The sequence below is a fragment of the Microbacterium sp. GXF6406 genome (assembly GCF_054798215.1).
On record NZ_JBSJZH010000009.1, the window covers coordinates 42,210 to 68,502 of the forward strand.

The 26,293-nt window shown below is 68.6% G+C and carries 25 protein-coding genes; 7 read left to right on the forward strand and 18 right to left on the reverse strand.

Translation table 11 applies throughout. The annotated features are described in order from the left end of the window. The first annotated feature begins 22 nt into the window (after positions 1 to 22). Positions 23 to 472 (forward strand): MarR family winged helix-turn-helix transcriptional regulator, encoded by a 450-nt coding sequence (locus ACWAUG_RS07090; protein WP_460801985.1) that lies wholly within the window; start codon positions 23 to 25, stop codon positions 470 to 472. 15 nt (positions 473 to 487) lie between these two features. On the opposite strand, the gene ACWAUG_RS07095 is transcribed toward ACWAUG_RS07090, so the two are convergent. The 5 genes from ACWAUG_RS07095 to ACWAUG_RS07115 form a co-directional block, all read right to left on the reverse strand. Further along, entirely contained in the window at positions 488 to 1,708 is a 1,221-nt protein-coding gene (locus ACWAUG_RS07095; RefSeq protein WP_460801986.1) for a Bcr/CflA family efflux MFS transporter, read from the reverse strand. Continuing rightward, positions 1,705 to 2,559, reverse strand: a complete 855-nt coding sequence (locus ACWAUG_RS07100; RefSeq protein ID WP_460801987.1) for an ABC transporter ATP-binding protein — start codon at positions 2,557 to 2,559, stop codon at positions 1,705 to 1,707. The genes ACWAUG_RS07095 and ACWAUG_RS07100 overlap by 4 nt, the downstream gene beginning before the upstream one ends. Next, a complete protein-coding gene (locus ACWAUG_RS07105; RefSeq protein WP_460801988.1) occupies positions 2,549 to 3,325 on the reverse strand; it encodes an ABC transporter permease in 777 nt (258 codons plus the stop codon). The genes ACWAUG_RS07100 and ACWAUG_RS07105 overlap by 11 nt, the downstream gene beginning before the upstream one ends. After that, a complete protein-coding gene (locus ACWAUG_RS07110) occupies positions 3,322 to 4,170 on the reverse strand; it encodes an ABC transporter permease (RefSeq protein WP_460801989.1) in 849 nt (282 codons plus the stop codon). Before ACWAUG_RS07110 ends, ACWAUG_RS07105 begins: the two co-directional genes overlap by 4 nt. An 84-nt stretch (positions 4,171 to 4,254) precedes the next feature. Continuing rightward, positions 4,255 to 5,241 carry an ABC transporter substrate-binding protein gene (locus ACWAUG_RS07115; RefSeq protein ID WP_460801990.1) on the reverse strand — a complete coding sequence of 329 codons (987 nt, stop codon included), beginning with the start codon at positions 5,239 to 5,241 and terminating at the stop codon, positions 4,255 to 4,257. Between the two features lie 161 nt (positions 5,242 to 5,402). Between ACWAUG_RS07115 and ACWAUG_RS07120 the strand changes: the two genes are divergently transcribed. Next, entirely contained in the window at positions 5,403 to 6,566 is a 1,164-nt protein-coding gene (locus ACWAUG_RS07120) for an acyl-CoA dehydrogenase family protein (RefSeq protein ID WP_460801991.1), read from the forward strand. Positions 6,567 to 6,719: 153 nt separating this feature from the next. Here ACWAUG_RS07120 and ACWAUG_RS07125 read toward each other — a convergent pair whose 3' ends face one another. Together ACWAUG_RS07125 and ACWAUG_RS07130 are read right to left on the reverse strand one after the other, a co-directional pair. Then, complete coding sequence (locus ACWAUG_RS07125) at positions 6,720 to 7,148, reverse strand: MarR family winged helix-turn-helix transcriptional regulator (protein ID WP_460801992.1); 429 nt, start codon at positions 7,146 to 7,148, stop codon at positions 6,720 to 6,722. 56 nt (positions 7,149 to 7,204) lie between these two features. Continuing rightward, the gene (locus ACWAUG_RS07130) at positions 7,205 to 9,103 is read right to left on the reverse strand and encodes an FAD-dependent monooxygenase (RefSeq protein WP_460801993.1); all 1,899 of its coding nucleotides are present in this window, start codon (positions 9,101 to 9,103) and stop codon (positions 7,205 to 7,207) included. Between the two features lie 133 nt (positions 9,104 to 9,236). On the opposite strand from ACWAUG_RS07130, the gene ACWAUG_RS07135 reads away from it, so the two are divergent. Both ACWAUG_RS07135 and ACWAUG_RS07140 read left to right on the forward strand, forming a co-directional pair. Continuing rightward, complete coding sequence (locus tag ACWAUG_RS07135; RefSeq protein ID WP_460801994.1) at positions 9,237 to 9,959, forward strand: IclR family transcriptional regulator; 723 nt, start codon at positions 9,237 to 9,239, stop codon at positions 9,957 to 9,959. Positions 9,960 to 10,042: 83 nt separating this feature from the next. Further along, entirely contained in the window at positions 10,043 to 11,239 is a 1,197-nt protein-coding gene (locus ACWAUG_RS07140; protein WP_460801995.1) for a 4-hydroxybenzoate 3-monooxygenase, read from the forward strand. Between the two features lie 3 nt (positions 11,240 to 11,242). Here the strand turns inward: ACWAUG_RS07140 and ACWAUG_RS07145 are convergent, their stop codons facing one another. Together ACWAUG_RS07145 and ACWAUG_RS07150 are read right to left on the reverse strand one after the other, a co-directional pair. Next, positions 11,243 to 12,046 carry a tryptophan-rich sensory protein gene (locus ACWAUG_RS07145; protein WP_460801996.1) on the reverse strand — a complete coding sequence of 268 codons (804 nt, stop codon included), beginning with the start codon at positions 12,044 to 12,046 and terminating at the stop codon, positions 11,243 to 11,245. Positions 12,047 to 12,076: 30 nt separating this feature from the next. Continuing rightward, on the reverse strand, positions 12,077 to 13,357 hold the full coding sequence (locus ACWAUG_RS07150) for a serine hydrolase domain-containing protein (protein ID WP_460801997.1): 1,281 nt from the start codon (positions 13,355 to 13,357) through the stop codon (positions 12,077 to 12,079). Positions 13,358 to 13,432: 75 nt separating this feature from the next. Between ACWAUG_RS07150 and ACWAUG_RS07155 the strand changes: the two genes are divergently transcribed. Both ACWAUG_RS07155 and ACWAUG_RS07160 read left to right on the forward strand, forming a co-directional pair. Continuing rightward, complete coding sequence (locus ACWAUG_RS07155; protein ID WP_460801998.1) at positions 13,433 to 13,747, forward strand: DUF2470 domain-containing protein; 315 nt, start codon at positions 13,433 to 13,435, stop codon at positions 13,745 to 13,747. A 55-nt stretch (positions 13,748 to 13,802) separates the two neighbouring features. Continuing rightward, positions 13,803 to 14,450: a biliverdin-producing heme oxygenase gene (locus tag ACWAUG_RS07160; protein WP_460801999.1), complete on the forward strand. Its 648-nt coding sequence runs from the start codon at positions 13,803 to 13,805 to the stop codon at positions 14,448 to 14,450. A gap of 34 nt (positions 14,451 to 14,484) precedes the next feature. Here ACWAUG_RS07160 and ACWAUG_RS07165 read toward each other — a convergent pair whose 3' ends face one another. Next, on the reverse strand, positions 14,485 to 15,891 hold the full coding sequence (locus ACWAUG_RS07165; RefSeq protein ID WP_460802000.1) for an ATP-dependent DNA helicase: 1,407 nt from the start codon (positions 15,889 to 15,891) through the stop codon (positions 14,485 to 14,487). Positions 15,892 to 15,944: 53 nt separating this feature from the next. On the opposite strand from ACWAUG_RS07165, the gene ACWAUG_RS07170 reads away from it, so the two are divergent. Beyond that, positions 15,945 to 17,003 (forward strand): hypothetical protein, encoded by a 1,059-nt coding sequence (locus ACWAUG_RS07170; RefSeq protein WP_460802001.1) that lies wholly within the window; start codon positions 15,945 to 15,947, stop codon positions 17,001 to 17,003. Here ACWAUG_RS07170 and ACWAUG_RS07175 read toward each other — a convergent pair whose 3' ends face one another. The 8 genes from ACWAUG_RS07175 to ACWAUG_RS07210 all read right to left on the reverse strand — a co-directional run bounded on the left by ACWAUG_RS07175 (position 17,004) and on the right by ACWAUG_RS07210 (position 26,292). Continuing rightward, positions 17,004 to 19,004, reverse strand: a complete 2,001-nt coding sequence (locus ACWAUG_RS07175; RefSeq protein ID WP_460802002.1) for a cytochrome c oxidase assembly protein — start codon at positions 19,002 to 19,004, stop codon at positions 17,004 to 17,006. Between the two features lie 97 nt (positions 19,005 to 19,101). Next, on the reverse strand, positions 19,102 to 19,389 hold the full coding sequence (locus ACWAUG_RS07180; protein ID WP_417509406.1) for an HU family DNA-binding protein: 288 nt from the start codon (positions 19,387 to 19,389) through the stop codon (positions 19,102 to 19,104). A 168-nt stretch (positions 19,390 to 19,557) separates the two neighbouring features. Beyond that, positions 19,558 to 20,382, reverse strand: coding sequence for a hypothetical protein (locus ACWAUG_RS07185; protein ID WP_460802003.1), 825 nt, complete (start codon positions 20,380 to 20,382; stop codon positions 19,558 to 19,560). 99 nt (positions 20,383 to 20,481) lie between these two features. Continuing rightward, positions 20,482 to 20,787: a 30S ribosomal protein S14 gene (rpsN, locus tag ACWAUG_RS07190; protein WP_298041381.1), complete on the reverse strand. Its 306-nt coding sequence runs from the start codon at positions 20,785 to 20,787 to the stop codon at positions 20,482 to 20,484. Positions 20,788 to 20,790: 3 nt separating this feature from the next. Then, positions 20,791 to 20,961 (reverse strand): 50S ribosomal protein L33, encoded by a 171-nt coding sequence (rpmG, locus tag ACWAUG_RS07195; protein WP_298041383.1) that lies wholly within the window; start codon positions 20,959 to 20,961, stop codon positions 20,791 to 20,793. Continuing rightward, entirely contained in the window at positions 20,961 to 21,197 is a 237-nt protein-coding gene (gene rpmB / locus ACWAUG_RS07200) for a 50S ribosomal protein L28 (protein WP_298041386.1), read from the reverse strand. The genes rpmG and rpmB overlap by 1 nt, the downstream gene beginning before the upstream one ends. Positions 21,198 to 21,360: 163 nt before the next feature. Then, entirely contained in the window at positions 21,361 to 25,512 is a 4,152-nt protein-coding gene (locus ACWAUG_RS07205; protein ID WP_460802004.1) for a beta-galactosidase, read from the reverse strand. A gap of 129 nt (positions 25,513 to 25,641) precedes the next feature. Then, on the reverse strand, positions 25,642 to 26,292 hold the full coding sequence (locus tag ACWAUG_RS07210; protein ID WP_460802005.1) for a DNA-3-methyladenine glycosylase: 651 nt from the start codon (positions 26,290 to 26,292) through the stop codon (positions 25,642 to 25,644). Position 26,293 lies beyond the last annotated feature (1 nt).

The window sequence follows — 26,293 nt, forward strand, 5'->3', positions numbered from 1 at the left end:
CTCTTCTGACTAGAATTAGGTCATGAGCGATTCCCCAACGCCGATGCTCGACGGCGGCCCCCTGGTCGCCGATCTCAACTTCCTCCTCGCCCGCGCCAATGCGGTCGCCACCGCGTCGACCAACGCAGCGCTGGCGGAGTTCGATCTCAAAGTGCGCTCCTATGCCGTTCTGGCGCTCGCCCGTTCCGAGATCCGCATGAACCAGCGGGAGATCGCCGAATACCTGCGCCTGGACCCCAGCCAGGTGGTCGCCCTCGTCGACGGCCTCCAGGACCGCGGCCTCGTCACCCGCGAGCCAGACCCCCGCGACCGCCGCACGAACGTCGTCTCCACGACCCCGGCGGGCCGCACCATGCACACCGAGGCCGCACGCGTCATCGCCCGCGCCGAGGAAGAACTGCACGCGGGCTGGTCGAGCTCCGAGCGCGACATGCTCACCGATCTCCTCCGCCGCGCAGCCTTCCCCGCCTGAACCGCCCGACCCTGCTCACGCCCGCCGCACGAGAGCGCGGGCAAGAGCCGAGCAGACCACGGCTGCCATGATCATCACGAGCATCCCGAGGGTCGTCGGCAGCGCCGTGCCCACTCCCCACAACCCACCCCATACGGTCGCCAGCGCCCCGCACGTGAACTGGAGCAGACCCAGCACCGCGGAGCCGGCCCCGACCACGCCCGCAGCACGGCCGATCGTCAGCGCCGACGCGTTCGACATGCTCGAAGCCACGCCCGCCGTGAACACGCACACCAGCACCACCCAGACGACGATCGTCATCACCCCGGCCAGCGTCGCGACGGCCAGGAGAACCGCGGCGAGCGTCGCCACCCCCTGCCCGAGCACCGTCGCCCGCACCACCCCCGCTCGGCGCACGATGCGCGCATTGACCAGCGCGCCGAGCACGTAGCTCACGGACCCCGCGGAGAAGGTGAGGGCATAGGTGACGGCATCCGCGCGAAAAACGCCCTGCACGATGAACGACGACGAACCGATGTAGACCATCAGCGCACCGTAGGAGAACGCGAACGACAGCGCGAAGAAGACGTAGGGGCCGTCGCGCAGCAACGTGCGCACGTTGCGGGCCAGCGCGCCGACGAGGGCCGGATGCCGCAACTCCTGCGGCAGAGACTCGCGCACGGCCAGTCCCGCCACCGCCAGCATCACGACCGCGATCGCGCCCAGCCCGGCCAGAGCTGCACGCCATCCACCCCACTCGGAAAGCAGCGCGCCCAGCGGGCTCCCGACAGCAGGGCCCAGGCCCATCATCGCGATGAGGATGCTCATCCCCCGCGCCGCACGATCACCGCGCGCAAGGTCCCCCACGATCGCCCGGGCGAGCGAGGACCCCGCCGCGGCGAAGATCCCCTGCGCGAACCGCAGCCCGATCAACACCTCGATGCTCGGAGCCGCCGCCGCCGAGAAGCTCAGGACGACGAATGCGGCGAGCGCGACGAGGAGCGTGCGACGCCGCCCGAAGGCGTCCGAGACGACCCCGATGAAGAACTGCCCGAACGCCGAGCCGACGAGGAACGCCGTGAGCGTCAGCTGAACCACCGGCACGCTCACCGCGAGTTCGGCGCGCAGACTCGGGAAAGCCGGCAGATACAGATCCGTGGACAGCGCCCCAGCCATCCCCAGAAAACCCAGGGCGCTCAGTAGCCGGGGCGTGAGCACCGGCTGGGCTCGCGCAGCGCGAGCCGCGCGGCCGCTCACCGCACCGAGGTCACATCAGGCCGGAAGCCCCTCTTGGCGCGCTGGATCTGCTCGTAGACATGGTGGCGCAGCTCGGTGAAGCGCGCCAGTGCACGGGTCTCGAGCTGATCGCGAGTCTCCGGCAGATCGACGACGAGGTCCTCCTGCACCACGGTCGGCGACGACGACAGGATGATGACACGCGTGCCCAGGTAGACGGACTCGTCGATGTCGTGCGTGACGAAGAGCACCGTCATCCCGAGGCGCTTCTGGATCGAGCGCACGAGATCTTCGAGATCGGCACGGGTCTGCGCATCGACCGCCGCGAACGGTTCGTCCATGAGCAGCACCTCAGGCTGATAGGCGATGGCGCGGGCGATGGCCACGCGCTGCTGCATGCCGCCCGACAGCTGCCACGGATAAGACGCCCGCGCCTCGGCGAGCCCGACGTTCTCGAGCGCCTCATCGACCAGCCGGGTGCGCTCGGCCTTCGGGACTCCCGCGTTGCGCAGCGGCAGCTCGACGTTCTCGGCCACCCGCAGCCAGGGGAACAGCGAGCGCCCGTACTCCTGGAAGACGACCGCCATCTTCTTCGGGGGCCCGGTGATCGCCTTCCCATCGAGGATCACGTCGCCGCTGGTGGGTTCGAGAAGACCGGCGATGCACTTGAGCAGCGTCGTCTTTCCGGAGCCCGATGGGCCCACCAGGCACGCGAGCTCGTTCTTGCCGAGATCGAAGGTCAGATTGCGGACGGCTTCGACATCTCCGGAATCCGTCCGATAGATCTTCTGCAGGCCGCGCACCGAGAGGAGTGTCTCCTCCGGCGGAAGAGTGCGGCCGCGCGGGATGGGGGCGTTGTTCTCAGGAAGCATTCTCAAGGTCCTTCAGTCCGAAATACCAGCGCAGCAGACGGCGCTCTACAAGGGTGAAAATCATCGAAACGGCGAAACCGATGAGGCCGAGCAGCAGGATGCCGGACCACATCTCCGGGATGGCGAACCGGCGCTGGAACTGGATGATGGAGAAGCCGAGACCTGCCGAGGAGTAGAACATCTCGCTGATCACCATCAGGATGATTCCGATCGGCAGCGCCTGGCGAACGCCCGCAAGAATGTACGGCGCCGCCGAGGGCAGGATCTGGAAGCGCACACGCGCGATGCCGGAGATCCCGTAGGAACGGCACGTGTCGGTCTGAACCGCGTCGGCGGCCCGGACCCCCTCGACGGTGTTCAGCAGAACAGGCCAGATCGCACCCGCGATGATGACGGCGACCTTCATCCGATCGTCGACGCCGATCAGCAGGCCGAAGACCGGGATCAGCACTGGCGGCGGAACAGCGCGGAAGAACTCGAAGATCGGCTCGGTGAACGCGCGCAGATCGCGGCTGAGGCCGATCACGGTTCCGATGAGGCATCCCGCGACGATCGCGATCAGCGTGCCCACGGCGAAATTGCTCAGACTCGGCAGCACATCGGTGACGAAGCGCTCGCCGAACCACGTGGCGAAGAACGTCTGGACCAGTTGCACCGGCTTGGGCACGAACGGACTCGTGGCGTTGAGCGTTCCCGCCCACCAGATGACGATGACCACGATCGGCAGACCCAGCGCGTAGGCGAGAGCGATCAGGGGCTTCTTCATGCGATGACCTCCCCGCGCACCGACTGGTGCCATGAGAGCAGGCGGCGCTCGAGCAGGCGCACCCCGCCGTTGATGATGACGCCCAGCAGCCCCGTCGCCAGGACGAGCGCATAGGTCGAGGCGTAGAGCCCGGCCTCGCGCGACAGCGCGATCTCGCGCCCGAGACCGGGCGTTCCGATGACGAGCTCTGCGGTGACCGCGAGGATCAGCGCCACCGCTGCCGCCAGACGCACGCCGGTGAAGAGGAAGGGCAGAGCCGTGGGGAGGATGACGTCGCGCACACGCTGCATCCAGGTGAAGCCGTAGCTGCGAGCTGTGCTCATCGCCACCGAGTCGACATCGGCGACCCCGTAGAGCACCTGGATGAAGATCTGCCAGAAGGCCCCGTAGACGATGATGAGCAGGCTCTGCTGGAGCGGAACGGCGAACAGCAGCACCGCGAGCGGGATCAGGCCGACCGAGGGGATCGGGCGGAGGAACTCCACGAGGGAACGGGTCGCCTTGCGCAGGAAGGGGCTCAGGCCGATCACGATGCCCAGCGGAACGGCGACGACGATCGCGATCAGCATGCCGAGCGACCAGGAGAGAACCGTCTGACCGACAGCCGCCCAGAACCCTGTCAGGGTGGCGTTCGATGCCAGTGCGACGAGCACGGTGCTCGCCGGCGGCAGATAGACCGGGTCCACGATTCCCGTGCGCGATGCGATCTCCCAGATGAGGAAGAAGGTCAGCACGCCGGCGATGCCGAGCAGCAGGTAGCGGGGTCGGGAACGCCGTTTGCGGCGCCGAGCGGCGGAGACACGGACGGCGCGGGTCGCCGTGTCCACCGGAGGAGAGGAAGTCATCGGAGTACCTTTATCTGGCTCAATGGAGCAGGGTCGCGGTGAGCGTGATGAGGAGGCCGGGGCGTGCGCCCCGACCTCCGAGGATCACGGAACGATGACCGTGTCGAGGTCGGGCTCCGATGCAATGAAGCCGTGCTTGGAGGCGAGGCCGCTCAGCTGCACGATCAGGTCGGGATCGAGGTCGCCCGTGAGCACCTCGAGACGCAGCTTCTGGGCAGCATCGGCGGGCATCCCCGTGAACTCGGAGATGGTGGCGGCGAAGCCGTCCGGGTCGTCGATCGTGGCCTGGAGCACTTCACTGATGGCCGCGCGCCACTTCTCGACGGTCTCGGTGTCTTCCGCGACCGAGGCCGATGTGAACGTCACCATTGTGGGCAGGCCGGGGATCGTGTTCTGGTTCGGGTAGCCGAGCACCTCGTACTTCGCGGGATCGGCGACAGCGGAGGCCAGGAACGGCTCGGGAATCCATACCGCGTCGGCGTTGCCCTTGTCGAGCTGCGCGAGCGCGTCGGGGAAAGCGATCTCGATGAACTTCACCGCGGCGGGATCGCCGCCGTCCGCCTCGACGGATTCCATGATCGTGAGGTCGCCCTGCGTGTTGATCGCGTTGACCGATACCGTTTTGCCCTCGAGGTCGCCCCAACTGTCGATGCCGGAACCCGCCTTCGTGATCACGGCGTTGCTGTCGTCGCCCTCGGCATTGGAGAAGGAGTATCCGCTGACGACCCGGACGTCGACGCCCTGGCTCGCGGCCACCAGGACGGAGAGCGGGTTTCCGACGCCGAAGTCGATCTGCCCCGTCGAGACCGCCGGAAGCATGGCAGCCCCGCCCTGGGTGATCTGTGTCGTGACGTCGAGGCCGTGCTCTTCGAAGATGCCCTCGTCGATCCCGTACTGCACGGCCGCGGCCGGCGCGATCGTGAGCAGGCCGACGGTGATCGGGGTGAGATCCCCCTCAGCCGCGGCCGACGGTGCGGCATCGCCACTGGGCGTGCCCTCGCTGCATCCGCTGAGCGCGAGCGCTCCGGCGACGGCGAGCGCAGCGACGGAAAGTAGGCGTGATCGACGCATGGGCAGTGACTCCTTCGTGACTGTCTCTCGGGTACCCGCGACGATGCGGGTTACTGTGAAGACACCACACCACAAACTCATTGGATTTGTCAATCATTGAAACTGACACTTCTTTCCATTGATTGCTTGATTCAATGATTGAGATTCAATACGATCTGGGCATGGCCACTGTTGCACTGCCTCGCCCCATCTTCGACGAGTCGCACGACGAGTTCCGCGACACCGTCCGCCGCTTCGTCGAGAAGGAGGTCGTGCCGCACATCGATGCCTGGAGCGAAGCCGGTCTCGTCGACCGCACCTTCTTCGCCAAAGCCGCGGCGACCGGGCTCATCGGCATCACTGCGCCCGAGGAGTTCGGCGGCGGCGGCGTCGAGGACTTCCGCTTCAACGCCATCATCATCGAGGAGTTCGCCCGCGCGGGAGCCACCGACGTGTCGATGTCGATCAGCGGCGAGAACGACCTCGTCGCCCCCTACTTCATCAACTTCGGCACGGACGAGCAGAACCAGACATGGCTCGCCCCCATGCTCGCCGGAGAGAAGGTCGGGGCGATCGCGATGACGGAGCCCGGCACCGGCTCCGACCTCGCAGCGATCGCCACCACCGCGATCCCCGATGGCGATGAGCTCATCGTCAACGGCGCCAAGACGTTCATCTCCAACGGACTGCTCGCCGACTTCTTCGTCGTGGCCGTTCGCACCGACCCGGCCGCGGGCCGCGCCGGCATCAGCATCGTCATCATCGACGCGGACACCCCCGGGTTCACCCGCAGCGGCCCCCTGAAGAAGATCGGCCTCGCCGCCCAGGACACCGCCGAGCTCTCCTTCGCCGATGTGCGCATCCCGCGTAAGAACGTGCTCGGCGGCGAGGGCCAGGGCTTCACCAACATGCGCCGCAATCTCGCGATCGAGCGCCTGAGCATCGCCGTGACCTCGATGGCGCGCATGCGCGCCACGTTCGAGCAGGCCCTCGCCTACGCCACCGAGCGCGAAGCCTTCGGACAGCGGGTCGCCGACTTCCAGGCCAACCGCTTCTACCTGGCCGAGCTCGCGACCGAGATCGAGGTGACGCAGACGTTCATCGACCGATGCATCCTGGATGCCTCCGAGCACGCGCTCGACGAGGTGACGGCCGCGATGGCGAAGTGGTGGACGACCGAGCTGCATCAGCGGGTCATCCAGCGCGCGCTCCAGCTGCACGGCGGCTACGGGTACATGCGGGAGTACCCGGTGGCACGCGACTACCTGGATTCGCGCGTCGCCACCATCTTCGGCGGCACGACCGAGATCATGAAGGAGATCATCGGCCGACGCCTCACGCGCTGAGCGCCCGCCCCCTCGCACAACTCAGGAGATTCGTCCCCCACCAGGCCTGTGTCGCCCGGATCACGCGCATCTGCGCAGAATCTCCGGAGTTGTGCCGGGCAGCGACGGCGAGGGCGGCACGAAGCGCGAGACGGAGGCAGCGGACGGCGCCGCCTAAGCCTCGAGCATCGCCCACAGCCCGCGGAACAGCGCGGCCGTCTCGGCGTCGCCGAGGTTCGCGGTGAGCTCGCGCTGCACCTCGTGCACGAGCGGAACGAGCCGCGCGCGCTCGGCATCGCCGTGCGCGGTGAGCGTCACGACGTTGCGGCGGGCGTCGCCGTCGGCGCGGCGGCGGGCGATGAGACCCGCCTTCTCCATGCGCCGCACGAGGTCGGTGACGGTGGAGCGGTCGAGGTCTACCTCGTCGCACAGCTCGCGCTGGCTCGCCTCGCCGAGACGGTCCAGCACGGCGAGGATGCTGTACTGCGCGCTCGTGATCTCGTTCGACGCCACCCGCGACCAGGTCGACAGGTGCAGCTGCTGCGCCCGTCGGATCAGGTTTCCGACGTGGCGCTGCGGTTCGGGGAGATCGGCCATGGTCATCACGGCATCCATCCTCTCAAGCGTTGTCGGCGCCGGCGCACGGCCGGCGCCGACGCTCAGACCGCGGCGGTCGCCGCCACGGGCCGCAGGGCCCCCTGGAAGAAGTCGCGGAGCTCGTCGCGCGCCGACAGGGGCAGCACGTTCGCGACGTACTGGTCGGGGCGCACGATCACGATCGCGCCCTCTGCGGCGATGCCGCGCGCCGCGAAGATGTCGTCCTTCGGATCGGCGGCCCAGACCTTCTCCCAGTCCTGCAGCCCGAGCGGGCCCGACATGGGAAGCAGGATCTCCGGCAGCGCGGTGACGTCGATATCGTGGTGCGATCCGCGGAAGATCGCGTGCACATCGATCAGGCTGTCGATGTCGGCGCCGGCTGCGGTGAGGGCGCGCACGGGCGAGTTCTCGTCGTCGCCGAGCCAGGCCGCGAGCTCACGCACGGCGACTCCGGATTCGTCGCCGAAGGCGTAGATGCGCCAGCGGCCGTCGGCGGTGTGGGAGTGGCCGAGCTGCAGCGGGCGGGCGTCGGCGACGCGGCGCACGGGCGCGGAGTGGAACCGGGTGCCGACCTCGAAACCGGTCGCCAGCTGCTGGTGGACGTCGGTCCCGGTGAGTGTCGAGGGGGCGTACTTCGTCGCGAGACCGGCGGTGTAGCGGCCCTGGCGGGCGAACTCGGCCTGCATGTCGGCCGGCGAGACGCCGCCGCGCTCGGGGTGCTCGGGGTCGAGCGCCGGCTGGGCGATGTAGGCCGACCAGTACTTGTCGAACTCGATGAGGTCGACGGCGATGGCCTGGCGCTCTTCGGAGTAGGTGCGCAGCAGAGTGGCGTCCGATCGTCCCTCGAGAACGGCGGCGAGCTTCCACCCGAGGTTGAAGGCGTCCTGCATCGACACGTTCATGCCCTGGCCGGCCTTCGCGCTGTGCGTGTGGCACGCGTCGCCGGCGACGAAGATGTGCGGCACGGCATCCGCCGGCGCATCCGGGGCGAGATCGTCGAAACGATCGGCGACGCGCTGTCCCACCTCGTAGACGCTCGACCAGGCGACCTGCTTCACGTCGATCGAGTACGGGTGGAGGATCTCGTTCGCGACGAGACGCAGCTCCTCGGCGGTCTTCTTGCGGATGTCGCTGTCTCCGGCGGGGACCTCGCCGAGGTCGACGTAGCAGCGCACCATGTTGCCGCCCTCGCGGGGGATCATCAGCAGGCTGCCCTTGCCGGCGGACTGCACGACGTTCTTGGTTCGCCAGTCGGGGAAGTCGGTGACGCCGAGCACGTCCATGACGCCCCAGGCGTGGTTGGCGGCGTCGCCCTCGAGACGGATGCCGAGGGCGCGGCGCACGTTGCTGCGTGCGCCGTCGCAGCCGATGACGTACTGCGCGCGCACGGTGAATTCGCTGCCGTCGGCGCGGCGCAGCGTCGCGGTGACGGGGTGGTCGGTGTCGTTCATCTCGTAGCCGACGAATTCGATGCCGTAGTCGGCCTCGAGGCGGCTGGGCGAGTTCGCGGCGTGCTCGAGGAGGTACTGCTGCATGCGGGCCTGGTTGACGATGACGTGCGGGAACTCGCTGAGGCCTTCGGGGGTGTCCTCGACCCAGCCGGTGCGGGTGATCTTCTGACGGTCGTCGTCGGACGGACCCCAGAAGCGCACTTCGTTGACCCAATAGGCCTCGCGCACGAGTGCATCGGCGAGGCCGAAGGCCTGGAACATCTCGACGGTGCGGCAGGCGACGCCGTCGGCGTGGCCGACCTGCAGGGGCTCTTCGCGGCGTTCGATGATGCGGGTGGTGATGTTGGGGAACTGCGCCAGCTGGGCGGCGAGCACGGTGCCGGCGGGCCCGGTGCCGACGATGAGAACGTCGACCTCGTCGGGGAACGCGTCTCCGCGTTCGGCGACCTGGGGTGCCGCGAGCTGGATGTCGGGGTCTCCGGGGCGGTAGCCGTCGCGGTAGAACTGCATCAGATCTCCTTCGATCGTTCCGGCCGGGCCGGAGAAGTCTTCCGAGGAATCGGAATCGTTGGGGTGCCAACGATAATACATGGATGCTGCGTGCGATGCTAGCCCCATGGCGAACTCCCGATCCGGAGAATCGATGACCGAACGCATCGTGCGCGTGCTCGACTCCTTCGGCGACGACCGCACGGTGCAGACCTCCACCGATATCGCCCGCCGCACGGGTCTGCCCTCCTCCACTGCGCACCGGATCGTCGGCGACCTCGTCGCGGCCGGCCTCCTCGAGCGCGATGAGCAGGGCCGGGTGCGCCTCGGCATGCGTCTGTGGGAGCTGGCGCTGCGCGGTTCGCGCGCACTCCGCCTGCGTCAGGCCGCGCTCCCCCACATGGAGCGCGTGCAGGCGCAGATCCGCGAGCACACGCAGCTCGCGGTCCTCGAGCATGAGGAGGCGCTCTTCCTCGAGCGCCTCTCGCACCCCGAGGCCGGCGCGAACATCACGCGCATCGCGGGCCGCCTCCCGCTCAATGCCTCTTCCTCGGGCCTCGTGCTGCTCGCGCATGCCGACCCGGAGATCCGCGAGCGCATCCTCCACGGCCACCTGGAAGCCGTCTCCCCCGAGACGGTGACGGATGCCGAGACCCTCCGGGCCCTGCTCGCATCGATCCGGCGGCGGGGGCACGTCATCGCGCCGGGCTCGATCGAGGCGGTCTCCACGGGGGTCGCGGTGCCGGTGCGCGACCACGGCCAGGTGATCGCCGCCCTCTCGGTCGTGCTCCCCCGCGCGGCGGCCACGACTCCCGCGGTCAACGCCCTGACGAGCGCTGCCGGCGCGATCGAGCAGGACCTGCGCTCCGCACCCTGATTCCATTCAATGGGAATCTTGCAGGCGCAGCGCCCGCGGAGATGCACACTGGTGCACAGCATCCACCCGTCGAAGGAGACGACATGAGCACCGCAGCATCCTCCACCGCGACCATCCGCACCCGCGTCGCCATCGTCGGTGCCGGCCCGGCCGGCCTCGTCCTCTCGCACCTGCTCGCCGACGCCGGCATCGAATCCGTCGTGGTCGATCAGCGCTCGCGCGCGGAGATCGAATCCACGATCCGCGCCGGGATCCTCGAGCAGGGGACGGTCGATCTGCTCACCGCGATCGATCCGAACAGCCGCGTGCACACGGTCGGCGACCGCCATGAAGGCATCGAGCTGCGGTTCCAGGGCGAGGGCCGGCGCATCGACTTCCCCTCCCTCGTCGGACGCAGCGTCTGGCTCTACCCGCAGCACGAGGTGCTGAAGGACATGCTGGCCCTGCGTCTGGGAGCGGGCCAGGACCTGCGCTTCGGAGTCACGGCGTCCCGCGTCGAGGATGTCGACGGAGATCGCCCCCGGGTCATCGCGACGGATGCCGAGGGCGCCGAGTTCACGGTCGAAGCCGACTTCGTCGTCGGCGCCGACGGCTCCCGCTCCGTCGTGCGACCGGCGATCACCGGCTCATCGCGCGATGGCTACTTCCGCGAGTATCCGTTCGCCTGGTTCGGCATACTCTGCGAGGCTCCGGCGAGCGCCGAAGAGCTGATCTACTCGAACTCCGACAGCGGTTTCGCCCTCATCAGCCAGCGCAGCCCCGATGTGCAGCGCATGTACTTCCAGTGCGATCCCGATGCCGACCCGAATGCCCTGAGCGAGGCCGAGATCTGGGAGACCCTGCAGGCGCGGGTGCCCGGCACCACGCTTCAGGAGGGGCGCATCTTCCAGCGCGATGTGCTGCGCTTCCGCAGCTTCGTGGCGTCCTCGCTGCATCGCGGCCGCGCGGCGCTCGTGGGCGATGCCGCGCACACGGTGCCGCCGACCGGGGCGAAGGGCATGAACCTCGCGATCGCCGATGTGGTGCTGCTTGCCCGGGCGCTCAACGCCCTGCTTCTGGAGAACGACCCCCGCCTCATCGACGGCTACGCCGAGAAGGCGCTCCAGCGCATCTGGAAGGCGCAGAACTTCTCCTGGTGGATGACGACCATGCTGCACTCCCTGCCCGAGCACAACGAGTTCGACCGCCGCCGCCAGCTCGGCGAGCTGCGCTCCGTCACCGACTCCGAGGCGGGCCGCACCTACCTCGCCGAGGCGTACACCGGCTGGCCGTTCGACTGAGGATCAGCCCGCTGCCGGCGCCGGGGCGAGCCGGGCCCGGTAGCGCCAGGCCGTGACGGCGAGCGCGATGACGGCGATGACGACGGCGGCGGATGCCACGGCCGGGGCCTCGGGACGATCGGTCCAGCGAGCGACGGAGATCCAGACCAGGCCCCACGCCGTCGCGAGGGCCGGTGCCCAGCGTCCGCCCCGCCAGGCGGTGAACAGTGCGATGAGCCCCGCGACGCTCAGCGCGATGACGCCGCCCGTCCCGGGCGCCTGAGCCCAGGCATCCAGGCCGATCGAGGCCAGCCAGGCCGCGAAGTTCGCCGCCGCGGCGACCGTCACCCACCCGAGGTACAGGCCCACCGTCCCGTCGATGAGGACGATCTCCGCGACGGTTCCCCGGCGCGGGCGCCGGCAGATGCGCACGAAGGTCATCAGCAGCACGCCCACGAGGATGACGATGATCACGAACGACTCGGCGATCCTCCAGGCCTGAACGCACAGGATCCAGACCGCGTTGAGCAGGGCGGATGCCGCGACCCCGTAGCCGATCGCCCGATGGCGCGGCTTCGCGGCCTGCGCCGGCACGGACTGCCAGATCGCATAGCCGAGGAGCCCCAGATAGATCACCGACCAGATAGAGAATGCGATGCCCGCCGGTGCGAGCACCGTCGCATCCGAGGCGAAGGCGCCGCCGGCGACTTCCGGCATCGGGGTTCCGCCGAGCAGCCCCGATCCGAACAGCGCGGCGATCACCGCGCCCGCCACCGTCACGAGGACGACGATCCGGCGCACCCGGTCTGACTTCTCCGTCGAGGACATGCCCCCACCGTAGAGGGGCGACCCCGGGGATTACTCCGCAGCGGGCGGCGTGGCGCAGACCGTGAGGTTCGAGATCGCTTCGTGGTACTTCTCGGCCGTGAACGGCAGGCCGAACTCGGGCGCCGTCTCGCCCTCGGCGGCCGGGGCCTTCGAGGCGATGGCCGCCAGCTCCCAGGCGAGATATGCCGCAGGCGCGGAGCCCGCCGAGGAGCTGTTCAGCACGACCGCCACCGTGAAACCGGTCTCCGGGTCGGAGTAGGCGGAGGTCGCGTAGCCGGGGGTCCATCCGTGCTGGCCGATGAGCGGGCCGACGAGGAACGCTCCTCCGGTGACCTGGTACCAGGAGTCCGCCTTCTCGGAGACGGGGAGCGGGTTCGCGAAGCGCGCGGGGGCGGCATCCTCGGCCCGAAGCGCCTCCCGGGCGCTGGCCTGCACGTAGCGTCCGAGATCGTCGATCGTGGAGACCGCACCGGAATCCGTGAAACCGATGCTCGAGGAGATCGTCGTGATGTCGATGGGGGCGGTGCAGTTGTACCCGCCCTCGATGCTCGGCAGGTAATTGCCGCTCATCGGGTTCGTGCCTGGCTTGGCGGCCGTCGCGCTCGGCAGCGAGGTGCCGGGGAGCTCCAGCGGCTCGGCCACGTACTCGGCGATCAGCGTGGACGCGCTCTTGCCGGTCGCGCGCTCCAGTGCCAGCCCGAGGAGCAGGTAGGCGGAGTCGGAGTCGCGGTAGGTCTGCGGCGCGACGGGGTCGAGGCCGAGGCCGAAGGATGCGAGCTCCAGCGGCGACCAGACGCGCTCGGGGGTGTTCAGCCACATGCCCTTGACCGCCGACTCGGACGACCCGGCGCCGCTCGTGCCGTTGCACAGGTCGAGCAGCGTGACATCGGCGAGGTGCGCGACGCCGGAGACGTAGTCGGGAACCGGGGCGTCGAGCTCGAGCACGCCCTCATCGGCGAGCTGGTAAAGAACATCGCAGGTCATCATGCGCGTCGTGTCGGCGATGCGGAACGACATCTCGGTCGTGACCTCGGTCTGATCCTCGACCGACTGCGTGCCGAGCGCGCTCACCCAGGTGCCGGCCCAGGGCACCCAGACGCCGACGATCGCCCCGGGGCTGCCGGTCTTCGCCATCGCGTTCTCGACCGCCGCCTGCATCTGGGCCGTGGTCTCCTCGGAGAACGACTGGTCGACCTGGGCGGGCGGGGTGTACGAGAAGGGCTCCTCCGACGAGCATCCGGTCAGGACGAGCGCGAGGGCGGCGGCGCCAGCGGCGGCAGCACGCCAGCGGCGCGACGAGAGAAGGTGCATGCACAGAGTCTAGAACGCGCATCCGTTCAACCCCTGATCCTGACGCCCTCCTCCCGGGAGACGTACAGTAATCACGTGTCTCACATCTTCGAAAGCGACGTGGTCGCAGCGATCCTCCACCACATGAACGACGACCACGCTGCGGACAACATGCTCATCGCCCGCGCGTTCGCATCGCCCTCCGATCTTCCGATCACGGCCGCGGTGATGACCGATCTCGATGGCGACGGCGGCGTGTGGCAGATCACGCGCGCGGGCCTGCCGGAGGAGCTGCGCGTCGCGTGGCCGAGCGGATCGATCACCGAGCGCCGCGAGGTGCGCCGCGAGATCGTCGCCCTGTACGACGACGCCTGCGACGCCCTCGGCGAGGAACCCCGACCGCACGACTGACCGCGAGCGACCCGGGTGGTTCCCAAGAGGGTTAGGATAACCTTACACTAGTCGCATGACTGAACTCCTCTCCTTCTCCGCCGCGCTTCGCGAGCGCTCCTCGAGCTCCCACTCGCGCAGCGAGCACGCCGGCTTCATGTCCGACCTGCTCAAGGGCGAGGGCTCCCGCGAGGACTACATCGCGCTCGTCGCTCAGCACTACTTCATCTACGAGGCGCTCGAGTCGGCGGCCGAGCGCATGCGCCGCGATCCGGTCGCGGCGGCCTTCATCAGCGACAAGCTGACGCGTCTGCCCGCGCTCGAATCCGATCTGGCGTTCCTCATCGGCCCCGACTGGCGCGAGACCATCGCTCCACTGCCCACCACTCAGCGATACGTCCATCGCATCAACGAAGTCGGCGCGACCTGGGCCGGTGGATTCGTCGCCCACCACTACACGCGCTACCTCGGCGACCTGTCCGGCGGCATCTTCATCGGCCGGGTCATGCAGCGCCGCTTCGGCTTCGAGACGAACGGCGTCGGCTTCTACCTGTTCGACGACATCGCCGACCCCAACGCGTTCAAGGACGTCTACCGTGAGCAGTTGGATGCTGTGCCGTGGGATGACGCCGAGCGCGAGCGCGTCATCGACGAAGTGCTGCTGGCCTACCAGTTCAACACCGAGCTGTTCCTCGACCTCGATCGGGCACGCGTCGCGGCCTGATCCCTCGTCGAAGCCACGTCCCGGAGCATCTGCTTCAGGACGTGGCTTCGCTGATCTCCGGAGTCGATGACCGGCGGGCCTCCCACGCCTCACGCATGAAGCGGCGCACGTCCTCATCGACCCGGATGTCGCGGGGGCGAAGCGGGCGTGAGAGGTACAGCCCGTCGAGCGAAGTCAGTCGCGAGAGCGCGACGTAGGTCTGGCCGGGCGCGAAGGCACCGTTGCCGAGGTCGATCACGGCCCGATCGTAGGTCTGCCCCTGGGACTTGTGGATCGTCACCGCCCACGCCAGCCGCAGCGGGAACTGCATGAACTCCGCGATCACGTCCCGGCTGAGCGTCTTGGTGCTCGCATCGTAGGAGTAGCGGAACCGCTCCCAGACGGCGGGTTCGACGTCGACGTCCTCGCCATCGATCTCGACGCGCACGGCACCGCCGAGGATGCGCTTCACGGTGCCGATCGTGCCGTTGACCCAGCGGGGCGGGTCGCCCGTCATGGAGACGTCGTTGCGCAGGAACATCACCTGCGCACCGACCTTGAGCTTGAGCTCGGCATCCGCCGGATAGTTCCCCTCACCGCGGCCGAAGTCTCCGTTGATCTCCGCGCGAGCCGTCTGCTCCTTGCCGGCGAGGGCGGTGAGATGACGGGCGTTGATGCTGTTGACGATGTCGTTGCGCGTCGCGAGGGTGATCATGGGGATCTCGCCGGGCTCGGGCTCGGGGGGCGTGCGCGCGCCCTGCCGGTTGAGCACCTCGGCGATGTCGGCGGTCACCCGCCCGTAACGGACGGCGTTGAGCATGGACTTGAAGCCGTCGTCGGACTGACGGTGGATCTGCACGAGCTCGCGCACGTGCAGCGGAGCGCCGTGGCGCCCGAGATCCAGGAGTGCACCGGCATCCCCCATCGTGGCGCCCGCCCACACCTTCGCGTCGAAGAACCAGAACGAGCGGTAATGGTCCTTCACATAGCGCGCCTCATCACCGCGCGGCGGCACCGGGGCGAGCTGGTAGGGGTCGCCGAACATGATGATCTGCACCCCGCCGAAGGGCTCGGCCCGGCGGCCCCGCGCCTGACGGAGAGCCCGGTCCATGCCGTCCATCAGGTCGGCGTTGACCATCGAGACCTCGTCGATCACGAGGGTGTCGATGGCGTTGAGGATGCGTCGGGTGGCGTCGTTCTGCTCGATCTCGCTCTCGGCGATCAACCCGATCGGAAGACGGAACAGTGAGTGGATCGTCTGCCCCTCGACGTTGAGGGCCGCGACGCCCGTGGGCGCGCAGATCGCGATCTGCTTCTGCGTGTTCCAGGCGAAGTACTGCAGGAGCGTCGACTTGCCCGTTCCGGCGCGGCCCGTGATGAACACGTGCTCGCGGGTGTCCTCGATGAGGCGATACAGCTCCTGCTGCTCGGCGGAGAGTTCGGGGAAGGACACGCCTTTCATGGTACGTGCGTCATGCTCGGCACTGTCACAGCCCGCGCTCCTAGACTGGCGCCATGGATCAGCCGAAGACGTCGACGCCGGTGCGTCGCCGACTCGTGGCAGATCTCTCACTGCTCGCGCTGATCGGCGTTCTGCTGCTCGCCGCCCTCGGCGCCGGCGGAGCCGCGCTGTACCAGCAGTACTACGGCCCTTCCGCGTTCGTCTCGCGCTACCTCGATCTGCTCTCGACCGGGCGTGCGGCCGATGCGCTGCGCGTGCCCGGTGTCGCGATCGACCGCGACACCCTCGAGGAAGCGGGAATCGATGCCGCCGCTTCGGAGGCGCTGCTTCGGCAGGCCACTCTCGCCCCGCTCTCCGGGATCGAGATCGTCTCCGAGGAGACGGCTGACAGGATCACGACCGTCACGGCCTCCTACATCGCCGGCGGATACCCCGGAACCAGCTCGTTCCAGATCGAGCAGGACGGCTGGGTGGGCGTGACGCCGAACTGGCGTTTCGTGCAGACCCCGCTCGCGGCGATCTCCCTCACCGTCCTCGGCGCCGATCAGTTCGCCGTCAACGGCTTCAAGATCGACCGGCGGCAGGTCTCCGGCGACGGACTCGACGCCGTCGCGACCGATGCGCTCCCCCTGCTGGTCTTCACCCCGGGCGTCTACTCCGTCACCGTCGACACCCCGATCTCGACGTCGCCGGGCGTCAGCATCCTCGCCGACTCCCCGCTGACGAACACCGCCGTCGAGGTCCAGACCGAACCGACCGCCGAGTTCCTCGAGGTCGTGCAGAACCGTGTCGAGGAGTTCCTCACCGCGTGCACCACGCAGGAGGTGCTCCAGCCCACCGCGTGCCCCTTCGGGCTCGAGGTGCGCAACCGCATCGAGGGCCTGCCCTCGTGGTCGATCGCCACGCAGCCGCAGGTGAGCGTTACGCCCGACGGCGGCCAGTGGGTGATCCCGACGACGGATGCCGTCGCCCACATCGAGGTCGAGATCCGTTCGCTCTTCGACGGCTCGGTCGAGCAGGTCTCGCAGGACGTCCCGTTCCAGGTCAACGGCACCATCTCGATCCTGCCCGACGGGTCGGCGTCGATCCGGGTCGGCTCTCCCAGCAGCTGATCAGCGGTTCGCGCGCTGCTGGTCCTTCTCTGCCAGAGCCGAAAGGCGCGCGTTGTACTCCTCGAGCTCGGCGTCGCCCGTGCGATCGGCGTGACGGTCCTGGCGCCGCTGCACCTTCGTGTCGTCTCGGCTCCACTGGATCGCGACGGTGATCGCGACGATGAGCGTGGGGATCTCGCCGACCGACCAGGCGATGCCGCCGCCGATGTACTGATCCTCCATCGGGGTGGGGCCCCAGGTGCGGCCCATCGAGCCGAACCACTCGGCCACCATGAGCCCCTCCTGCATCATGATCGCCATGCCAAAGAAGGCGTGCATGGCCATGACGGCGATGAGGGTGATGAGCCGACCCGGGTAGGGCAGGCGGTACGGGACGGGGTCGACGCCGACGAGGCTCATGACGAACAGGTAGCCGGAGATGAGGAAGTGGATGATCATCCACTCGTGGCCCAGGTGCTCGTACATCGCCCAGCGGACGATGTCGGTGAAGTAGAACGCCCACAACGAGAGGATGAAGATCGCTGCGGCGACGATCGGGTGGGTGACGACGCGCGAGAACGGCGAGTGCACGGCCCACATGATCCACTCGCGGCCGCCGCGGGTGCCGTCGTCGCGCTTCTCGATCGCACGCAGGGCGAGAGTGATCGGGGCTCCGGCGACGAGCGCGAGCGGGATCGCCATCGACAGCATCATGTGTCCGAGCATGTGCACGCTGAAGAGGTAGTCCTGGTACAGGTTCAGGGGCCCGCAGGTGACCCAGACGAGCAGCAGCAGGCCGAACATCCAGATGATCGTCCGGTGGATCGGCCAGCGGTCCCCTCGGCGGTGCAGGCGCCAGACGCCCGCGGCGTAGAAGAAGGCGCCGAGGGCTGCGGCCAGCGCCCAGAGGATGTCCCAGTCCCAGCCGAACAGCCACATGTCGAGGGTGAACTCCGGAGGCAGCGGTTCGCGGGTGAGGATCTCGGCCGGGGTCTGCTGGACGGGCACCGTCTCGCCCGTGGGCGGAGGCGTACGGGCGAGGGCTGCGGCGGCCCCCGACGCGAGCCCCATGAGGGCGACCTCGCAGAGCACGAGCATCCAGAACCAGCGCGACGCGTGCTCTCCCGCCAGGCGCGGGATCAGGCGCAGGCGGTACCAGGCCCCGAGCAAGCCCATGCCGCCGAGCAGAACCACCTTCGCGACGATGATCATGCCGTAGGGCGTCCAGAGGGCGTCCCAGCCGCCCAGGCCGACGGTCGAACGGACGACGCCCGAGACCGCGACGACGAAGAACGCGGTGATCGCCAGGCTCGAGTAGCGGCGCACCAGGGCCGCCCGGTCGACGCCCGGGGTATCGCGCAGCACGACGAGCAGGAGCAGTCCACCGAGCCAGACTGCTGCTCCGACCGTGTGCAGCAGGATCGAGTTGACGGCGATGACGTGACCGGAGAGCTCGCCGGAGTGCCCCTGGGTCGCCATGGGCAGAAGGGATGCGACGGCGAGAATCGCCGTCAGCAGAACCGGGGTCCACGTTCGCCAGGCGAAGACGAGGATCGTGATGAGCGCGCCCATGATCGTCGTGATCAGCCAGGCGCGCCCGAGGGGCAGGTCGAGGAGGAACCGGCCGAGCTGCTCACCGAACTGGTTGTCGAGGGTGACCTGGGCGTTGAAGGCCGACTGGAACGTCAGGAATGCCGTGGCGGCCGAGGAGAGGGTGAAGACGGCGGCGCCGAGGGATGCCGTGTCCAGGGCGATCTCGAAGGGCTTCTCCCCCGCGCGCAGAGCGAACAGCGCGAGCACCATCGGACCGATCATGGCGGCCGCGGCGAGGTTGTTGATCGTGCGCGCCACCGGCAGGCCCCAGCGCACGAACTCGCCGGGATCGGCGATGACGAGCGGTGCCGCACCCCCGCCGTAGAGGAGTGCGGCGACGAGGGCGACCGCGGTGGCGATCACGAGGATCAGCAGTCCGCCCGCACGGTACGCCGAAGGGCGCGCGGAACGGGGGCTCGGGGAACTCACCCCTCCAGCCTATGCTCGCCCACCTAGGGAAAGCCCCGATGGATGCACGAAGGCCGCGCCTCCGGAGGGAGGTGCGGCCTTCGTGAGGGAAGCGGTCTTACTTGACGGCTGCCTTGAGCTTGGAGCCAGCGGTGACCTTGACGCGCTTGCCGGCCGGGATCTTGATCTCGGCGCCGGTCTGCGGGTTGCGGCCGGTGCGAGCGGCGGTGTCAACCTGCTCGAACGCGATCCAGCCCGGGATAGAGACCTTGCTGCCCTTGGCGACGGCGTCGGAGACGGTCGCGAAGAGGGAGTCGAGGACGCCCGAGACAGTGGCCTGGCTCTGGCCGGTGGCGGAAGCGATGCTCGCGACGAGCTCGGTCTTGGTGATGGACTTGTCAGCCATGTCATCCTCCAGCGACGAGAGACCGTCGCGTTGTCGTTGTTGTCGGAGCGAGTGCCCCTGGTCGTGTGACCGCCTCGAATGTATCAATCTCAGCCGAGAATTCCGCGTCATTTCGCGGGTTTTGGGCTTTTTATGCGCGTGTCGCGGTGCAGATGTGACGAATGTGGCTCACGGGGCGGGTTTCTGCTGATCGAGCACCAGCTCGAACGAGAGCACCGCGGACCACCAGGAGTCGCCGAGTTCAGGGGTGTGCAGAACCACATCCGTGCTCTCCGCTCCCGGGGTGAGGTAGTACCCGGTCAGGCGTGCGGGGAAGTTCGTCACCGGCGGGAGGTTCTTCTCTCCGACGACCAGCTTGCCCGTGGCGCCGATCCGCGATGCGATCGAGTTCGCCTCGGTCGCGCCCTGGAGCGTGAAGATGCGCTTCTTCGAACGGCGGCTCGCCTGCTGCGCATCGACGCTGTCGATGGCGAAGACGAAGTCGGGTTCGCGGCCGGCGGGGTCGAAGTTCTTCAGACGGATGCTGCTGCGCACGGTGAGCACGATGGACAGCAGCAGCCCGAGCGCGATGAGGGGAACGACGATCGCCCACGTCCAGTTCCAGAATCCCGGGGCGCCAGGCTTCTCGAGGAACACGTCGCCGTCACGGGTCTCGACCCAGATGTCGATGCGGTCACCGATCTGCAGCTCCTCGTCGCGGATCGAGTCCGAGGTGCGGGCGAGGCCCGCCACGTCGTACTCGATCGTGACGGTGCGGTACTCGACCCAGTGGCGCGAGCGACGTCCGCCCTCTCGCACCTTCGTCGTGCCCTCCGAGATCACGTCTCCGGTCGTCGCCGCATAGGTCGCGCTGACGTCCTTCGCCAGCCCCGTCACGTTGGCGTATCCGAGAGCGCTGAAGCCGGCGGCGAAGAGGATCAGGACGACGACGAGCCCGATGCTGCCGCGCGCAGCCCGGTTGATGAATGTTCTATCGGTGATGATGTTCGCCATGGTCGGCGGTTCCCCCCCGGGAAATGGTTGCTGCTGTCTTTCAGAGATGAGAAAGGGGCGAAGCTCCGAAGAACCTCGCCCCGATCAGGAAGCTATCGCTTACCAGCTCGACTTGGTGATGCCGGGAAGCTCGCCGCGGTGAGCCATGTCACGGAAGCGGACACGCGAGATGCCGAACTTCGTGAGCATGCCACGGGGGCGGCCGTCGATGGCGTCGCGCGAACGGACGCGGACCGGCGAAGCGTTGCGGGGCAGCTTCTGCAGGCCGACGCGTGCGGCCTCGCGGGCCTCGTCGGTGGCGTTGGGGTCGACCAGGGTCTTCTTCAGCTCAGCGCGGCGCTCTGCGTAGCGCTCGACGATGACCTTGCGCTGCTCGTTGCGAGCGATCTTGCTCTTCTTAGCCATGGATCAACGCTCCTCTCGGAATTCGACGTGCTTGCGGACGACCGGGTCGTACTTCTTGAGCACGATGCGGTCGGGGGTGTTGCGACGGTTCTTCTTGGTCACGTACGTGTAACCGGTGCCTGCCGTCGAACGCAGCTTGATGATCGGACGGACGTCCTGAGCCTTCTTAGCCATTAGAGCTTCACACCCTTCGCCTGGAGGTCCTTGACGACGTTCTCGATGCCACGCACGTCGATCACCTTGATGCCCTTGGCGGACACGTTCAGCGTGATCTTACGGCCGAGCGACGGCACGAAATAGGTCTTCTTCTGCACGTTCGGGTCGAAGCGGCGCTTCGTCCGACGGTGCGAGTGCGAGATGTTGTGACCGAAGCCGGGAACAGCTCCTGTCACCTGGCACACTGCTGCCATGTGATTACTCCTTCATTACCGTGAAGCCGGACGGCTTCACCCAAGATCCCTTGTCTGCGCGCCACCCTTCGGCAGGAGATTCCTGATCCGGATGAAGGGATCGGAAGGCCGTAGGAAAGGAGAAGCACACGAACTGCGCACAGGAGTGTGCACAGACAAGGAGTCAGTTTAGCACGGAGGAGCGCCTGCGAACGACCCGCAGCAGCAGCCCGCCGAGCGCGGCCACGAGCCCGCCCAGCACGAGCAGCAGCGGCACCGCAGCACCGGTCATCGCCAGCGCCGCGCCCTGGCCCGCGGGCGCGGCGCCCGCGGCGGGATCGGCATCCGCATCGGCCCCCGACCCCGGAGCACCGGTCCCGCCATCGCCGGGCTCGATCCCGCCGCCATCACCATCGCCGCCATCGCCCCCGCCGTCCGTCGCGGCAGCCGCCACGCCCCCGGTGGTCGCGTGCACGGCCTCGATGCGCACGGCCTCGGGGCCCATGCCTGCTCCCTTCGCAGCGACGGCGATCGCGATCTCGTTCCCGCCCTGCATGTTCAGCAGTCCGCTCGGCACCGTGAACTCGTCCTGCGGGCCGATATCGCCGATGTAGACGCCGATGTTCCAGCCGTTCACGAACAGCGTCGCCTGCGATCCATCGGTACGTCCGGCATCGAACTTCGACGAGTCGATCATGAGGCGGAAGGCGGTGTCCTGGCCGGCAGGAACATCCAGATCGAAGGAGCTGCGGTACCAGTCGACGCCGGCGGCGTCGGAGACGAGGTCGGATGCGGAGTCCCAGGCGGTGTCGTCGAAGCCTGCCAGATGCCAGCCGGCGGCTTCGCCGGCGAGGCCGCCGTTGTTGTAGATCGTGCGCTCCGGGTCGGCGTCCGCCGCGGTCGCGCCGCGCAGGCGCCACTCCACCGCGCCGTCGCCGTTCGTGAGCTGCGCGTCGTAGAGTCCGCGGTTCTGGCGCGAGAGCCCGTCGTCCGACCAGTCGAGGTTCTGGCCGAGGTTGTGCACGAGCACCGAGACGACGACCTCGTCGCCCGCGGCGACCGCGCCCTCCGGGATCGTGACGTTCTGCCACGCGCCGGCCGCGGCCGGCGATCCGGCGTACTGGCCGTTCACCCACACCTGCATGAACGCCGGCGCCTTGCCGTGCCCCGGCTGTCCCGTACCGCCGTTGCCCTGCAAACGGATCGTGCCGCCGTCCTGCACGGCCGTGTAGTGGGCGCGGTACCAGACCGAGCCCTCGAAGAAGCCGTAGTGGTTGGAGTCGAGCACGATCCTCTGGTTCGCCCCGGGGCCCTGCCAGCGCGTGCCGGCGGTGGAGTCGGCGACCAGCCAATCGGAGTCGTCGAAGGATGCGCTCGACTCGGCGTCATCGGATGCCGTCATCCAGTCGAGCTCGGGGGCGGCCACCTCGACGGGGCCGGGCGCTGCGATGGCGGCTATGCCGTCGGAGACCGTGGCGTCCGCTCCGTTCCATGTGACGCGATCGATGCCGTCCGGCAGGTCGAGACGCAGCTCGCCGGCGGCATCCATCGAACCGGTCAGCGCCGCATCCGCGCCGTCGAAGGCGACGGTGCGGGCGAGGTAGGCGCCTTCGACGGCGACCGTCGCCGTCGCTCCCGTCGCGGCGCGGGCGATGCCGCCGCCCGTCGACCCGTCGACGAACCAGACCCGCTCCGCGCTCTCGCGATCCATGATGCGCAGCGTCAACGGCGCTGCGCCGTCATCGACCGTGACGTCGATCGGGGCGCCGTGGGTGTAGTTCAGCCGCAGCTGCCCGGTCTCGGCGTCCCAGAGGCTCGTGACGCCGTCGGGCGTCGAGACGGCGGGCTCGCGGTCGTAGTGCAGCACGCTCTCGCCGGCATCGCCGGAGTAGCCGATCGCGTACTGCACGGTTCCGCCGCGGCGCTCGAGCGCTGCACCGAAGAGCTGGCTGGTCGTGTAGTACAGCGCGTGACCGCCGATGCGGGTGTCGGCGGTCAGCATGAGCGCGTCACGGCCGTGCAGGGTGAGCGCCGTGCCCTCCTGCTGCGGCACGCGCTCCCAGCCGACAGCACCCTCCGGCAGGGCGCCCTCCGTCTCGGCGCTCTCGTAGATCATGACGGCGTCGAGCGCGTGGAAGGATCCGCTCGATCCGGCGAACCGCTCGCCGGTGACGACGACCCGCACATCGTGCTCGCCGTAGTCGAGGTCGCGCTGGGAGAAGAGCACCTTCTGCGGCTCGGCCGAACCCGTGACGGTCTCGCTCGTTCGTCCGGCGAGCTCGCCGTCGATGAACACCTCGGCCGGTCCGTGGTTCTGCGAGTACGGGCCGATCAGCTCGAATCCCGCCCCGGTGAACGAGAACTCGTAGGAGTCCCCGGCGGTATCCGAGAACGTCTCGTCGCCGCCGATGTCCCCCGCGGTCCAGTTCTTGCCGGTCGCGTACTCCCACGCCCCGGTGAACGTGATCCGGTCGCTGTCATCGTTCAGCTGCGTGCGCGCCGTGCTCGGCACGAGGAACGCGTCGACGGCGACGACCGTCCCGGTTCCGCCCGCAGCCGCCCTTCCGAGGTTCTCCACGACGATCGTGTGCTCGCCCGGCGTCAACCCACCGATCTCGAAGCTGATCTGCTGCACCGGCTTGTTCTGCTCGGTGTCGACGTAGGAGGTGAACTCTCCCTGGTCGACGCCGTCGATGAGAACCCGCGCCATCCCGTGGTCGATGCCGGTCGAGGTCATCAGCTGCACGCGCGTACCGGTGAACGAGAAGGTCGCCGTGGCTCCGGCATCCGTCGACGATGTCACGGCGCCTCCGTAGGCGCCCCCGTCATCGCCCGTCACCCACTCGCCCTCGTAGACGATCGCGTCGTCCGCGTCGTCGGTGATGGCGACGGCATCCTCCTGCGCGGCATCCGCCGCTCCGATCACCAGCGGGAAGGTGAATTCCGTCTCGGCGGTGTCGTTCGAGTCGGCCAAGCGGAAACCGAGGAAGCGCGTCGCGCCGCCCTCGGTGGCCGAGGCCGCGGCCTCGTCGACCGCGATGCGCTGATAGGCCTTGACGGCACTGCCGGAGAGCACCTCGACAGTCGGGGCCGCCGCCGGATCCATCGCGGCGAGGTCGGGAACCGCCTGCAGGAACTCGCCGATCTCCTTCTGCGCGGCGAGCTTGCCGGTGATCGTGCGGTCCTCGGTGAGGGCGGCGCCGTAGTCGTAGCTCGTGAAGCCCGAGGACGGCGACCCCGTCCAACCCCAGTTCGTACCGCCGAAGGTCATGTACGAGTTGTAGGCGGTGACGCCGTTGCCGACGTTGCGGGTCCCCCACTGCCGGGTGAAGCCCTCGTCGGTGAAGTCGTAGCAGGCGTCCGTCCCGAAGGATGCGCCCCACGGCGTGAACGCGCCGCCCTGCGACTCGGTGATGAACTGCGGGGTGTCCGGAGCGATCGCGCGGAAGGCGCCCTCCGACTCGCCGATCCGGTTTCGGCCGGCCGAGCAGTTGAACCCGAGCGGATAGTTGTCGTACGCATAGAAGTCGAGCCCGTACGTCTCGGTATCGCGGAACCGACCGCCCATGCCCCAGTCGTTGTGGAACACCGGAACCGTGATCCCGTCGGCCTTGACGCCGGCCGTGAGGTCGGTGAGGAACTTCTTGCGCGCGGGGGCGTCGTCGATGAGCTCGTTCTCGACCTGGTACATGAGCACCGACCCGCCGCCGTCCGTGACCTGGTGCTTCCCGATGATCTCGTTCACCGCGCTCAACCAGGACAGCGAGGCGGCGAGCACCTCGGGATCGGCTGATCCGCGCAGCGGCGAATCGGTGTTCACGAGATACGCGGGCAGCCCGCCCATCGAGATCTCGGCGTTCACATAGGGGCCGGGACGGGCGATGACGTAGAGGCCCTCCTGCTCGGCCATCGTCAGCAGCAGATCGACGTCCCGGATCCCGGTGAAGTCGAACTCTCCGCCGGCCTCGTCCTGGTGAAGGCCCCAGAAGAAGTAGAGAGAGACCGCGTTGAAGCCGGCGCTGCGGATCTTCTGCAGCAGATCGCGCCACTGCTCGGGGTCGGGAAGCCGCCAGTAATGGAATTCGCCCGACCAGATGTTCAGCCGCTCGCCGTCGACGCTGAACGAGTGCTCGTCCCAGGTGATCTCATGCGCTGCGCCGTCGTTGCCGGGGAACACCGTCGTGCCGATGCCCGCTGCCGCCCCCACCTCGGTCGTCGGCGCCTGCGCGGCCGCGAGAGCACCCCCGGCGCCCGTGGCGAGCATGGCCGTGACGAGACCGCCGATGAGGAGGGTGCGTGCGGCACCCCGCATCTGGTTCAACGCGCGCTGCCGCATTCCGACACCTCTCTGTGGGGAGACGGCATCGTGCTTCGATGCCGCGATGGCCCCGACAGTAGAGAGGACGATTATTTACGTCAACAAGCGGCAGAAAGATCATCGATCTCCTCCACCTCCCGGTGCTGATCAGCCGCCGGCCGCCTCAGCGGCACCGCGCCCCCAGCGGAAAGCCGACACCGTCGGGTCGCCGTCGATCCAGAACCGCCACGGGAATGCCGCCGTCCCGGCGATCCCGGCGACGCCGACGCGCGGCCCCGTCGCGATCGCCGCGACCGGCTCGCCCCACCACAGTTCGGCCGACGCGCCGCCGCGCCGATCGTCGCCGATCGCGTCGATCCCGTCGTGCAGTGCGTGCCGCAGACCCGAGACCTGCCCGAGGCGCCCCGGACCGCGGGCCAGGTCGCGCCCGGATCGTCCGGATCGGGATGCCGCGGCATCCGCGCCCTGAATCACCTCGGCCGCGCGCAGCAGCACCCCGCCGGCCGAGCCGTCGGGGCCGCACACGACGTTGACGCACGAGTGGATGCCGTGACTGAGGTACACGTACAGATGCCCGGGCTCTCCCCACATCGTGTCGTTGCGCGCCGTGCGCCCGCTGCGCGCATGGGATCCGGGGTCGGGCACCGGTCCGGTGCCGAGCCCGTGATAGGCCTCGACCTCGGTGATCCGCAGGTGCACCGCAGCGCCGTCGACGACCGTGCGCAGCTGGGCCCCGAGCAGCCGCGGCGCGACCTCCACGGGCAGCGGCCCGAGGTCGTCCCGCGTCGCACGGCGCATG